The sequence below is a fragment of the Novosphingobium sp. THN1 genome (genome assembly GCF_003454795.1).
In the GTDB taxonomy this organism is placed as follows: domain Bacteria; phylum Pseudomonadota; class Alphaproteobacteria; order Sphingomonadales; family Sphingomonadaceae; genus Novosphingobium.
Map to the genome: position 1 here is coordinate 2,711,301 of NZ_CP028347.1, position 12,953 is coordinate 2,724,253.

Here is a 12,953-nt window from a genome sequence, read left to right on the forward strand (position 1 = left end):
TTCCAGGGAGAACGATGAACGATCTTTCCCATCTCGATTCGTCCGGCACCGCCCGCATGGTCGACGTCGGCGGCAAGACCGAGACGCATCGCGTGGCGATTGCGCGGGGCTTGATCCGCATGTCGGCCGCCACGCTCGAAGCGATCCGCAGCGGCAATGCACCAAAGGGCGACGTACTCGGCCCCGCCCGCATTGCCGGGATCATGGCGGCGAAGAAGACCGGCGACTTGATCCCGCTGTGCCACCCGCTTGCGCTCGATGCCGTCAACGTCGACTTCGCTTTCGCAGCCGACGGCATTGAATGCACCGCAACCGCCTCGCTCAGCGGCCGCACCGGCGTCGAGATGGAAGCGCTGACCGCCGTGAGCCTTGCGCTGCTGACGATCTACGACATGGCAAAGGCCCTCGACAAAGGCATGGTGATCGAAAGCGTCCGCCTGATCGAGAAGCGCGGCGGCAAGTCCGGAACCTGGCGCGCTCCGGAATGAAAGCGCCGCCCCTTCCGCTCGCCGAAGCGCAGAGCCGGTTGCTCGCGCTGGCCCCTTCGCTGCCCGTCGAGCATCGCTCGGTCACCGAATGCCTCGGCCACTACCTCGCCGAGGACCTCCACGCCCGGCGCACGCAGCCAGCAGCAGCCCTGTCGGCGATGGACGGCTATGCCCTGCGCAGCGCCGATCTTCCGGGGCCATGGCGCGTGATCGGCGAGAGCGCGGCCGGACACCCCTTCTCCGGGGAGGTCGGCCCCGGTGAAGCCACCCGCATCAGCACCGGGGCAATGCTGCCCTCAGGCGCGGACATGGTGCTGCTTCAGGAAGACAGCGCCCGCGAGGGCGCCGAGCTGCGCCTGACCGGCGAGCCACCGCAGCCACCTTCGCGCCATGTGCGGCCCGCCGGCATGGACTTCAGTTCGCAAGAGACCCTGATCGCTGTCGGCACTCGCATCGGCCCTGCGCAGATCGCGCTCGCCATTGCCGGCGGCCACAGCCATCTCCCCGTGCGCCGCCGCGTCAGCCTGACCGTCATCGACAGCGGCGACGAGCTGGTGCCTCCGGGCCACCTGCCTGACCTGCACCAGCTTCCCGCCAGCAATGGCCCGATGCTCTGCGCGATGGCCGCTTCCCTGCCGGTCCAGATTCGCCATGCCGGTCCGGTGGCGGATGAACTCGATGAACTGGTTCGCGCGCTGGATGCAGCCGATACTTCCGACATCATCGTCACCAGCGGCGGGGCGTCGGTGGGGGATCATGACCTCGTTCGCCCGGCGCTCGAAGCGGTTGGCGCATCGATCGACTTCTGGCGTGTCGGCATCAAGCCGGGCAAGCCGCTGCTGGTAGCCACGCGCGGTGAACAGATCATTCTCGGCCTGCCCGGCAATCCTGCCTCCGCCTTCGTCACGGCCTACCTGTTCATGCTCCCCCTGCTGCGCGCGATGCTCGGGGCGAGCGCGCCTTTGCCGAAAGCCATTCCAGCCCGGCTTGCGCAGCCGCTGGCACGGGGCGGAAGCAGGATGGAGTTCCTGCGCGCGGTCTGGGACGGTGCGTCGGTCAGGCTCGACCCGCTCCAGGATTCCGGAGCACTCTCGCCGCTTTCGCGGGCAAACGCGCTGGTTGTGCGGGAAGCAGGCGCGGAGGCCAGACAAGCTGGAATGGATGTTCCGGTCTACCTGCTCGAAAATGGCGGAATTGCTTGACGAGTCGTTGAAGGTTGCTTATCCGTTCCGCATTCGTTCGCCGGTGTGGAACATCCCGCCCCGGTCCATGAAAGATCAGCGGCTTTGCTTTGAAGCTGCGCAATGCGGAGTGGCCGCCGATGTTGACGCGCAAGCAGCACGAACTGCTCACCTTCATCCAGACTCGCCTGGAGGGTTCGGGATCTCCCCCTCGTTCGAGGAAATGAAGGAAGCGCTCGATCTCAAGTCGAAGTCTGGCGTTCACCGCCTGATCTCTGCCTTGGAAGAGCGTGGCTTCATCCGCCGCCTGCCCAATCGCGCCCGCGCTCTCGAAGTTCTGAAGCAGCCTGACAGTGCAGCAAGCAAGCCGGCGGCGGCGCGCGAAGCGGCAAACACCAATTCCGTGATCACACCGCTCCGCACTGCAGCCAAGGCGGCGTCGCCGGCGCCTGCCAACGACGTCATCGAACTGCCACTGCACGGCAAGATCGCGGCAGGTGTGCCGATCGAGGCAATGGAAACAGCAGCGACGTTGCCTGTCCCTGCCGCCCTGCTCGGCGCTGGTGAGCACTATGCGCTTGAAGTCTCTGGCGACTCGATGGTTGAAGCTGGCATCTTCGATGGAGACTACGCGCTGGTCCGCAAGACCGATGTGGCCCGCGATGGGGAGATCGTCGTTGCGCTGGTGCGGGGTGAAGAGGCGACTCTCAAGTACCTGCATCGTGAAAAGGGCATGATCCGCCTTGATCCCGCCAACGCGGCATACGATGCTCAGTTCTATCGCCCCGAAGAGGTTGCGGTACAGGGCAAGCTGGCGGGTTTGCTGCGGCGCTATCACTGACGACGGTTCAAGCAGCGCTCTGCCTGTTCGGCAGACCTGCGTTGGAATTGCAAGGCCGCCGCGCAGAAATTGCGCGGCGGCCTTTTCCGTCAGAGCGTGTTATGGTAAATATCAATCGATTTGGTTGAGATTTCTCTGGAGCTACTCCCCGCAGAGGTATAGTATCCACCGTTACCGAATGCCCCGCCACGGGGCGCCCCTTTCCGGGACGGCCCGCCAGAACATGGGGCGTCGGCAACGGAAGAGGTGTTGCCAATGGCTTATGCAATCGAAAATACGAGACGCAGGCAGACACAGACCTTCATCGCGGTCGGACTGCTTCATGGCGTGGCGATCTGGGCGATCGCTTCAGGTTTCGCCAACAGCATGGTCACAATCCTGACCGACCGTCTTCCAGCCAAGCAATGGGAAGACGAAGAGGTCAAGGTAACCCCGGTTGTTCCGCCCCCTGACGTGAAGCCCTCGCCCAAGCCGGACAACCGTTCGCTGGTTGCCCCACGTCCCGATATTGCCGTCACGCCCGCCGATCCTTCAAGCACGGTCCGCGATATCGAGATCACGCCGATCACGCCGGCCGAACCTGTGCCCGGTATCCTGCCCGAACCTCGCCCTTCTCCCTCGCCCAGCTTTGCCGTGCGCACGGCATCGCCAAAAGGATCGCCAGGTTCCTGGGTCTCGGACCGCGACTATCCCTCCGCCGCGATCAGGGAAGAACGGGAAGGATTGACCCGCTTTCGTCTTTCGATCGGTGTGGATGGGCGCGTAACGGGGTGCGAGATAACCGGTTCGAGCGGATCGCCAGACCTTGATGCCGCCACATGCATGAAGGTCAGCGCGCGAGCACGGTTCGTCCCGGCGCTTGGCATCGACGGCATGCCGACGGTGGGAAGCTATTCAGGTTCGGTACGCTGGGTCCTGCCCTGATGAATTTGGCCGGGCGACGCTCAGGCTCGCCCGGCCAGCCTCTCCCAGTGTGATTGAGGCAGCCTCCGCGGCAACGTCAGTTCTGCTTCCGGCGCTTGCGGACGGAACGACGAACTCCCTATCCTCCACTCTCAGGATCGGCGGAAATCAGATGCCTCGGTGCGCGATGAATCCCGGGTCAGCATTGACCATGCCTATCGCTCTTGAGCCGACGGCGCCGGTGCCTCTCCAACCACGTTCTGCGATCCCGGCGCTGTGCGAATGGCATCGCGGCGTTGCATGTCATGGAATCGTAAATGGGGTTCCGGCCAGCGATACCATCCATGCTGGCCTTGCGTTTCCGCGACGGTGCGAATTCGACCTGAGGCAAGATCAACGGATATGCCGCCCGTTTGGGCAAGGTAGGACCGATCTGCCTTGAGCATGCGGGGGCGGCACGATGCAGGAAGGCGACGATCGGCGACGACGATGTCGGCCCGCTCGCAGGCTGCGGCAAGTGCCATGTCGTCAATGTAATTGCGGCTGCGGGCCATCAGGAGCGTGAAGCGCCGATCGCCCCGTTGCACGACGGCCGCGCAGAAATCGTCATTGCAGCGGGCGCCTGGCCATTCATCAAGGCGGCGGAGGTTGCCCTCCATACCGGCCAGTTCGAGCAGGTTGTCCCGCATGTAATCGCCCCGGCCCATGCGCAGGACAATGAGATCCGGACCTTCGTTTGCGATCCCGACATGGTGGCCATCCCCCGTGATCAGCAGATCGGGCGTGGGGGTCAGGACCATGGCCGTCACCGCGAGGCCGGCCGGCAGGACGCCAAGAAGGCGCACCTTGCCCGCCCAGAGCGCAAGCCACAGCATGCCGCCGACAAACAGAACGTAGCTCCACGCTTCGAACGGAGGCATTGCCGTGACGGCTCCGGGTTGCGAGGCCACGAAGTGTGCCAGCGCCAGGAGCAGATCGAGCGACTTGCCGACAAGCCACCACACCGGTCCGCCAAGCCCCGTCAGATCAAGCAGCAGGGCCATGCCTATCAGTGGCATGGTCACGAAAGTGGTCAGCGGAATGGCGATGACATTGGCGAGCGAGCCATAGACGCCAGCGCGATGGAAATGGAACAGGCCTATCGGCATGAGCGCGAGTTCAATGACCACACCGGTGGCCAGCAACATCATCAGGCTACGAGCGGCGCGGACGACCGGCCCGTGGTGTTCACCGGCAAGGAACGAGCGAACGGGGGCTGCCGAATGAAAGGCGATGATCGCGATCACGGCGGCAAAGCTCATCTGGAAGCTGGGGCCGAGGACCGCATCGGGCCAGAACAGCATGACAATAAAGCCGCCCACGGCCACCATGCGCATCGACAGGGGATCGCGTCCCAAGGCCAGCGCGCCAAGAACAAGCAATGCCCCGATGCACGACCGGATGGTGGGCACTTCCGCCCCGGTCAGCAAGGTATAGCCAAGTCCTGCGAGGGCGCCTGCAAGGGCGGCCGCCAGCGGCACGCGAATCCTTAGTGCGACCCAGGGAACAAGCGCGAGCAGGCGCGCGACCAGCCAGTAAACGGCCCCGACCAGGGCGCTGACGTGAAGGCCGCTGATCGACAGGAGATGTGTCAGGCCCGCATCGCGCATGGCGTCTTCATCAGCAGTCGCGATCGCCCCGCGGTCGCCGCTGGCAAATGCAGCGGCGATTGTCCCTGAAGATCCGCCCAACCGGGCGCGGACGTGCTCGGCCAGCGACCTCTGCAGGCTGCGCAGCGTCGTATCACGATCCGACCTTGCGATTACCCGCACATCGCCAAGCACCGTTCCCGTCGCGGCAAGGCCATCAAACCATGCCCTGCGAGCAAAATCGTACGCCCCCGGAAGCATGGGAGCCGCCGGTGGCATGAGCCGGGCGCGCAGGGCGATCCGGGCGCCTTCCGTCACTTCGCCCGGATCCTTGTCATACGGCAGGTTGACCCGCACGCGGACAGGATCGGGCAAAGCCTCCAGCGCCACGCGCAGGACAAGGCGGGCGCGCGCTTTGGCCGGCTCTTCCCTTCGCTCCAGAACTACTCCTGAAAGAGCGGAAACCTGCGGCCTTGCTATGCCTGGCTGGCCGACAAGCGTGGAGCGAGTCCATATCGTGACCTCGCCCGCAGCCACCATGATCGCCACGCCTGCCACAGCAAGGCGCAGGTGGGCCGCGTCTCGGCATTGACCGTCAGCAAGCCGAGGATGGCGATTGCCCCGAGTGCCAGCAGTGCGGCGATCCAGTCAGGGCGGGAGGGTAGTGCCACCCACAGGACAATGCCCGCGGCAAAGGCGACCACCAGCCAGAGCCCGCGTTCGAACGGGTGTGCATCGAGGAAGCGCTCTGCCGCGTCGATCCGACCATCAAGCATGCTGGACAATCGCGCGCGGATGTCCCAATGCCGCGCGCGTTCACCCGGTTCAGGGACCGGTTCGGCGGCGGGATAGTCTGCCGCTGGCCGATCTGCAGCCGGAGACGCCATGACATTCAAAGCAAAGGAAAGCGCGGCCGATGGCAAGCGCCACTGACACCGTTTCTGCAGGATCGCCCGGCGACGCCCCGGTCGTCACCCGTTTCGCCCTTCGCCCACCGGGTTCCTGCACATTGGCGGCGCACGTACGGCGCTGTTCAACTGGCTTTATGCTCGCCACAACGGCGGCAAGTATCTGCTGCGCATCGAAGACACCGACCGTGCGCGGTCGACCGATGCGGCGATCGAAGCCATTTTCGACGGGCTGAACTGGCTGGGTCTGGGCGGAGACGAGGAGCCGGTGTTCCAGTTTGCACGCTCGAAACGGCACGCGCAGGTGGCGCACCAAATGCTGGAGGCCGGACACGCCTACCGCTGCTATCTGACGCAGGAGGAACTTGCGGCACGTCGCGAGAAGGCACAGGCCGAGCGCCGCCCCTTCCGCATTGACAGCGAGTGGCGCGATGCGACGCCGGATCAGTGGCCGGCCGACCAGTCGTACGTGGTGCGAATGAAGGCCCCGCGTGAGGGCGAGACGACGATTCCTGACCGCGTGCAGGGCTCGATCACCGTCCAGAACAGCGAGCTCGACGACTTCATCGTGCTGCGCTCGGACGGCACGCCGACTTACATGCTCGCGGTCGTAGTTGACGATCATGACATGGGCGTCACGCACGTGATCCGCGGCGACGATCACATCAACAACGCCTTCCGCCAGCTCGTGATTGTCCGTGCGATGAACGAGATCGAGAGCGGTTGGCCCGATCCGATCTACGCGCATATCCCCCTGATCCACGGGGCCGATGGCGCGAAGCTGTCGAAGCGTCATGGCGCGCTGGGCGTCGATGCCTATCGCGACGAGATGGGCTTGCTGCCTGAAGCGGTGTTCAATTACCTGCTGCGTCTCGGCTGGGGTCATGGCGATGAGGAGATCATCAGCCGCGACCAGGCGGTGGAATGGTTCGACATCGGCAACGTCAACAAGGGTGCATCACGCTTTGATCTCAAGAAGCTGCTGAACCTCAACGGCCACTACATCCGTGAGGCTGACGACGCACGGCTCGCCGGGCTGGTCGCACCGCGTCTGGCTGTGCTGGAGCCGGGCTTCGATGGCGCAGCGGGCATGGACCTGCTGACCCGCGCGATGCCGGTGCTCAAGGTGCGCGCTGCCGACCTCAATGAGCTGGCAGCTTCGTCGGTGTTCCTGTTTGCACAGCGTCCTCTGCCCATGGCGGAAAAGGCTGCGGCACTGCTGACCGACGATTCGCGCGCGATACTGGCCAAAGTGGTGGCTGCGCTCGACGCTGAAAACGGCTGGACAATCGAGGGGCTGGAGGCCACTTTGAAACAAATGGCCGAGGAGCTTGGGATAGGCTTGGGCAAAATTGCCCAACCGTTGCGCGCGAGCCTGACGGGACAGACTACCTCGCCGGGAATATTCGACGTATTGGCACTGCTCGGCAAGGACGAGTCGCTGGCGCGTATCCGCGATCAGTTGGCTTGAACCCGGGCATAGAACGTAAAGACAGAAGAAACAGGAGGGCTTAGGCGTGAGCGAAAACCAGGCTTCTTTGACCGCAGGCGGCAACAGCGTGGACATGCCGATCAAGAGCGGCACCATCGGGCCGGACGTCATCGACATCCGCAAGCTCTATGGCCAGACGGGCATGTTCACCTATGACCCGGGCTTCACTTCGACTGCAAGCTGCGACAGCGCGATCACCTACATCGACGGTGATGAAGGCGTGCTGCTGCACCGTGGTTATCCGATCGGCCAACTGGCCGAACACTCGTCGTTCATGGAAGTGAGCTACCTGCTGCTCAACGGCGAACTGCCGAGCCAGCAGGAACTTGCGGACTTCAGCCGCACGATCACCCGCCACACCATGCTGCACGAGCAGCTCGCCACGTTCTATCGCGGCTTCCGTCGCGATGCGCACCCGATGGCGATCATGTGCGGCGTCGTCGGCGCGCTTTCGGCATTCTATCACGACAGCACCGACATTGCTGACCCGACGCATCGCAAGATCAGCTCGCACCGCCTGATCGCCAAGATGCCGACGATCGCGGCGATGGCCTACAAGTATTCCGTCGGCCAGCCCTTCGTCTATCCGGACAACAAGCTGTCCTACACCGGCAACTTCCTGAAGATGACCTTCGGCGTCCCGGCCGAGGAATATGAGGTGATCCCCGCCGTCGAAAAGGCGATGGACCGCATCTTCATCCTCCATGCCGATCACGAGCAGAACGCCTCGACCTCGACCGTGCGTCTGGCCGGTTCCTCGGGCGCAAATCCGTTCGCGTGCATCGCAGCGGGCATCGCCTGCCTGTGGGGCCCGGCGCATGGCGGCGCAAACGAGGCAGCGCTCAACATGCTCAAGGAGATCGGCACCCCGATCGCATCCAGCACTACATTGATCGCGCCAAGGACAAGAACGATCCGTTCCGCCTGATGGGCTTCGGTCACCGCGTCTACAAGAACTACGACCCGCGTGCGACGGTGATGCAGCAGACCGTGCGCGAAGTGTTCGACGCGCTGAAGGTCAACGATCCGCTGTTCGAGACCGCCCTTCGCCTCGAGGAAATCGCGCTCAGCGATCCGTACTTCGCAGAGAAGAAGCTGTTCCCGAACGTCGACTTCTATTCGGGCATCATCCTCTCGGCGATCGGCTTCCCGACCACGATGTTCACCGTGCTCTTCGCCCTCGCCCGCACCGTCGGCTGGGTGGCGCAGTGGAACGAAATGATCAGCGATCCTGGCCAGAAGATCGGGCGTCCTCGCCAGCTCTACACTGGTCCTAACGAGCGCGATTATATTCCGCTGAGCGACCGCTGATCGATTGAACGACAGAAGAGGGCGACGATGACGATGGTTCTCAGGATTTTCGGCATCGTTGCCCTTTTGATGGGCGGCCTGTGGGTCGGCCAAGGGTTGGGCCTGATCATGTGGCCTTCATCGAGCTTCATGCTCGCCCAGACGCAATGGGCCTATATCGGCGCGGGGTTGATGTTGATCGGCGCCATCGCGATCTGGCGCGCATCGCGACGTCGCTGAGCGTCAGCCCGCTGCGCTCGCCTGCGCGGCTCTGTCAGCCGGCAACAACAGCACGAATTTCGCGCCGCCCTCTGGCGCCTGCTGGACAGTGAGATCTCCGCCCATCGCTCGCGCCAGTCTGCGCGAGATATAGAGGCCCAGTCCGCTTCCTCCATCGCCACTGCGACCGAGCCGCTCGAACTTCTCGAAAACCTTATCGGCCTGATCCCGGGCAATGCCCTGCCCCTGATCCTGCACGGTGATCCACGCGAACTCGCCATCGATACCGCAATCGACCTCGATCCGGGTATCTTCCGGCGAATATCTCACGGCGTTGCCGATGAGGTTGAGGAGGATCTGCAGCACGCGGCGGAATTCCGCGATGGCCGGCGCTGCCACATCGAGCGCGGGGAGCACGAAGGCAATGCGTCGTTCCTGCGCCCGGACGCCCAGGATGCCTGCTGCACGCCGGGCACAATCGACAAGATCGATGTGATCGGGAGCAGGCGAAAATCCTTCGTCTTCCACCGTCTCAAGATCGGCCAGGTCTTCGACCAACGACAGCAGGTGCCGTCCGGCTTCCGCAATATCCCCGGCATACCCTACGTACTGTTCAGCCAAGGGACCGGCGAGGCGTGTCCGAATGGTTTCGGCGTTGGCGACAATCCGGTTGATCGGCAAACGCAGCGCCGGCGCCAGCTTGCGCCCCAGCAGGCCCTTCCAGTCTGGATGTGCAAGGGGTTCCGGCACAGCCGAAACCGTCATGCTCGGGGCTTCCGCTAGCACGGACTCCGCCACCAGAAGCAGTTCGAACCCGCCTGCTCGCAACGGCAGAATACGCGTTTTCCACACACGGGACGAGCCGGGCACGGCCACCTGGGCTTCGTCGAGCAATCGCCAGTGCAGAGGTTGGCGGTGCGCGCTGCCCTCAAGCGTTACGAGATCGGTCCAGTATCTGCCAAAGCCTTGCTGCAGGCTCGATGCCAAGTCGACAAGATCGCGCGCCGTGGCGGAACCCGAGACTATGCGCTGCTCGGCGTCCAGAACAATGTGTGCTTCGGCCAACTGTCGGATAAGCGCTTCGTCGGTCGCTGCCGCTTCATCGCCCTGCCAGGCATCCGCGGCGACTTTCCAGTCGCTGATCTCGATCCTTGTGCCGGACCCATCGGGAATGGCGCGCGCCGAAAACGAGAGCGGTTGCCCTTCGTCGGTCACGGTCATGGCTGCGGATAGCGGAGCCCCCGCCAATCGCGCACGGCGCACCAGCGCCAACAGACCCGGCAGCGCGATCACACCGGGGTATACGCCGCCGAGCCGTATCTGCAGCGCCGCCAGGGTCTCATCGGACTCGACCAACCGGTCTGCGCTGTCGCAGCGGGCGCGGATCACGCCTGCGGTGGTCACTGGTGCGCCCTCATCGGCCGATCATTATCCGAACGCCTCACGGCGCATCAAGGAAGAGGCCAGCATCGCTGCTGCGGCATCGGGCACGAGCTGATCAATGCCCTCTGGCAGGCTGGTCTGCGGATGCAGGGCTGAGAAAGTGGTGACCAGATTCGTGCGGTCAGCACCTGCGGCCGACAGTGCAAGCGCCAATCGCGCCATCTGGCTCTCGGTCGTGCACATGATCGCCATTTCGCGCGACATTCCGGCCCCCGAGGCGAGGCTTGACAGGAAAAGCGCAATCCCGGCGGAGTCGATTTGCAGACCCCGGGCCGAATCACCTGCCAATTGCCGAATGACGTGGTCGAGTAGCTCCAGACGCGATGCTGCGGCTACGCGTTGCTGGCGCAATGCACTTTCCGCCGCGCCGGCAGCAGCCAGTCCGGACGGATCATCTGCAACGTAGGCCTGCATGGTCATCAGAGCGATATGGTGAAGATCGCCGGGCAGTTCCGAAAGTGGAATCTGCATGCGCCGCATCAACTGTCCGAATCGCGCCTGCGCGGCGAGCAAATTCATCCCACGCGCGGCCAGATCGGGATCGCGCGACGCAATGATGTCTTGAAGAAGCGGGGTGAGCACGGGATCGAGTCCCAGCCTGCCCTGCATCTTCTCGGTAAGTTGCCACTCGACCGCAAGCATGTGCAGATGATTCAGCAGGGCCTGATTGCCGGCGAGCAAATCCGCCAGGCCATCGCCCGCCTCTCGCGCCCAGGCGGCAGAATTGTCGTGACCGGCAGCTTCACCAACCGCCTGCACAAGCTGTCTGGCAATATCTGACAGCATGCCTCGGACGCGGGCGATGATCTCGTCGCTGAAGATCGAGTTATCGTCGTTCTGGAGAAGATGCCGGAGAATTGGCCCCATGTGGACCATGACCTGATCGGCATGAACCAGGTCATCGCGCAGAAGCGCCTCGATCGCGCCGGGATCGGGGGGAAAGGTACGGTCAGTGCCATAAGTCGCTCTTACGGCCGACTGGTTAACTGCGGGTTAGGCGATCTGTCGGTTGCCGGCGTTGTCCCGAACTGGAGCAGCAGCAGGCACGTGCCAAGGAGCGTCAGAACCGCAACGCCGATCGCTGCATCGAATGGCAGCGTGATGCTGGCGATGGCGAGCACAAGGCCGAAGGCCAATCGGTCTTCCAGCCAGGCGGATCGGGGGAAACGCGGCAGGGCAAGGCGCACAAGGCGCGCTCCACCGATAAGCAGAATCGGGGCGAACCAATTGAGCCCAAAAGGAATTGCGCTGGTGTAAGGCAGTTCGCTGCGCCAAGCGGCAAGCGCTATCAGTCCAGCATCGACGAGAAGATGGAATAGGGCCACGGTCCTGCGCTCAAGGCCCGAGGCCAGGAGCGAATCACGCTCCACCTGCCCCATCAGACTGGCCACGCGCTCCACCAGCCAGGACAATCCGATCAGCAGGAACCCTGTGGCGGCATTGCCAAGCCAGCCAAGCCCTAGACCGAGCAGTCCCAGTATCCCGGCAGCAAGTCCGATCAGCGCAGGCCGGGTTCCTGCATGAAGCATGGCCGGCCCGAACCTGCGGACAAAGGCCATGGCCAGCAGCACCCCGGGGAGCCTTCGGCCGATCCACCGCTAGCCGTATGCAGCCTCAGCCACTGACGCTCTGCGGTGTGGGCTTCCTGTTCGCTACGGACCATGGTCCAACGGCCATCACCCAGCATGGCCGCAGACACGCCGCGCAATGGCAGGCGGGCCTGAACGGCGAGGCGCAGCAGCGCCGATTGCGCGTTCCATTCGGGCGGCAAATCGGCAAGGCCAGCCGCGATCCGTCCCTGGAAGCGCATTGCTCCGGCGAATGCATGGTTGATATCGATGCGCTCGAAACCGAGCGGCAAGGCGTTTTCTGCCGGAAGCGTGAGAACGCACGGACCTGCCTCGATAAGATCCCGAAACACGTCGGGCATGGCAATCAGGCCATCGCCCACGACGATCACATCGTCTTCAGGAGCAAGCAAGGGCACAAGTGCACGCGCTGTTGCCACGACATGAAACTGGGCTCCGCCAGCCTCGACAACGTGCTGGAGCGCGACCAGCTCGCCGCTGATCCCCTCTGCCATCACGACGACGCGCTTTGCGCCCAGCGAGAGGGCCAACCCGATCTGATGGCGCAGCAGCGAACGTCCGCCGATCGGCAGATACCCGCGAAGTCCTGCAGGCACCGTTGCCGGCACACCCGCAGCCTGTGCCGGATGGGAAGTTTCAATCAGGGAAAGAACTGCGACCCGCAAGAATTGCCTCCTGTCGCACCATCGTAGGGACTGGCGACGGTCGTGCCAAGGCGGACCGCTGTAGCGTCGGGGATTAGGCGGCGTGGACAAATTCCACAACGCCACGGTTGCCCTGTAAAAGGCCTTGGCGAGGCGCGAGGGCGCAGGAAGAGTGGGTCTCTTTCAAGGCCGAGCAACGCTGCCAAGGCCTTTTACAGGGCAACCCCTGCGGGGCTGGACCAAAAACCGCCATTTCGGCGTCGGCTCGTCGCACAATATTCCCGATATTGCGCTTCCTCGCCTCCTTGAGCTGGCGGTTTTTGCCTC

The 12,953-nt window shown here is 63.9% G+C and carries 11 protein-coding genes and 2 pseudogenes; 7 read left to right on the top strand and 6 right to left on the bottom strand.

Translation table 11 applies throughout. From position 1 onward, the window contains the following. The first annotated feature begins 14 nt into the window (after positions 1–14). The 4 genes from moaC (at position 15) to C7W88_RS13460 (ending at position 3,434) form a co-directional block, all read left to right on the top strand. Complete coding sequence (moaC, locus tag C7W88_RS13445) at positions 15–488, top strand: cyclic pyranopterin monophosphate synthase MoaC (protein ID WP_118073921.1); 474 nt, start codon at positions 15–17, stop codon at positions 486–488. After that, positions 485–1,690, top strand: coding sequence for a molybdopterin molybdotransferase MoeA (locus tag C7W88_RS13450; protein WP_118073922.1), 1,206 nt, complete (start codon positions 485–487; stop codon positions 1,688–1,690). The genes moaC and C7W88_RS13450 overlap by 4 nt, the downstream gene beginning before the upstream one ends. Positions 1,691–1,892: 202 nt before the next feature. Then, the gene (gene lexA / locus C7W88_RS13455; protein ID WP_370073138.1) at positions 1,893–2,510 is read left to right on the top strand and encodes a transcriptional repressor LexA; all 618 of its coding nucleotides are present in this window, start codon (positions 1,893–1,895) and stop codon (positions 2,508–2,510) included. Positions 2,511–2,765: 255 nt separating this feature from the next. Then, a complete protein-coding gene (locus C7W88_RS13460) occupies positions 2,766–3,434 on the top strand; it encodes an energy transducer TonB (RefSeq protein WP_118073923.1) in 669 nt (222 codons plus the stop codon). A gap of 194 nt (positions 3,435–3,628) precedes the next feature. On the opposite strand, the gene C7W88_RS13465 is transcribed toward C7W88_RS13460, so the two are convergent. Together C7W88_RS13465 and C7W88_RS13470 are read right to left on the bottom strand one after the other, a co-directional pair. Further along, positions 3,629–5,581, bottom strand: a complete 1,953-nt coding sequence (locus C7W88_RS13465; protein WP_118073924.1) for a ComEC/Rec2 family competence protein — start codon at positions 5,579–5,581, stop codon at positions 3,629–3,631. Next, positions 5,518–5,928 carry a hypothetical protein gene (locus tag C7W88_RS13470; RefSeq protein ID WP_118073925.1) on the bottom strand — a complete coding sequence of 137 codons (411 nt, stop codon included), beginning with the start codon at positions 5,926–5,928 and terminating at the stop codon, positions 5,518–5,520. Before C7W88_RS13470 ends, C7W88_RS13465 begins: the two co-directional genes overlap by 64 nt. A gap of 29 nt (positions 5,929–5,957) precedes the next feature. On the opposite strand from C7W88_RS13470, the pseudogene gltX reads away from it, so the two are divergent. From gltX to C7W88_RS13485, 3 genes and pseudogenes are all read left to right on the top strand, one after another. Further along, positions 5,958–7,420: pseudogene (gltX, locus tag C7W88_RS13475) on the top strand (glutamate--tRNA ligase). Positions 7,421–7,514: 94 nt separating this feature from the next. Next, a pseudogene (locus C7W88_RS13480) lies at positions 7,515–8,752 on the top strand (citrate synthase). A gap of 27 nt (positions 8,753–8,779) precedes the next feature. Then, entirely contained in the window at positions 8,780–8,971 is a 192-nt protein-coding gene (locus tag C7W88_RS13485; RefSeq protein WP_118073927.1) for a hypothetical protein, read from the top strand. A gap of 3 nt (positions 8,972–8,974) precedes the next feature. On the opposite strand, the gene C7W88_RS13490 is transcribed toward C7W88_RS13485, so the two are convergent. The 4 genes from C7W88_RS13490 to C7W88_RS23135 all read right to left on the bottom strand — a co-directional run bounded on the left by C7W88_RS13490 (position 8,975) and on the right by C7W88_RS23135 (position 12,647). Beyond that, on the bottom strand, positions 8,975–10,354 hold the full coding sequence (locus C7W88_RS13490) for a sensor histidine kinase KdpD (protein WP_118073928.1): 1,380 nt from the start codon (positions 10,352–10,354) through the stop codon (positions 8,975–8,977). Between the two features lie 24 nt (positions 10,355–10,378). Next, entirely contained in the window at positions 10,379–11,260 is an 882-nt protein-coding gene (locus C7W88_RS13495; protein ID WP_162896058.1) for a hypothetical protein, read from the bottom strand. Positions 11,261–11,361: 101 nt separating this feature from the next. Then, positions 11,362–11,922: a hypothetical protein gene (locus tag C7W88_RS23130; RefSeq protein ID WP_205525185.1), complete on the bottom strand. Its 561-nt coding sequence runs from the start codon at positions 11,920–11,922 to the stop codon at positions 11,362–11,364. Then, positions 11,892–12,647 (bottom strand): hypothetical protein, encoded by a 756-nt coding sequence (locus C7W88_RS23135; RefSeq protein WP_205525186.1) that lies wholly within the window; start codon positions 12,645–12,647, stop codon positions 11,892–11,894. The genes C7W88_RS23130 and C7W88_RS23135 overlap by 31 nt, the downstream gene beginning before the upstream one ends. Between the last annotated feature and the right edge of the window lie 306 nt (positions 12,648–12,953).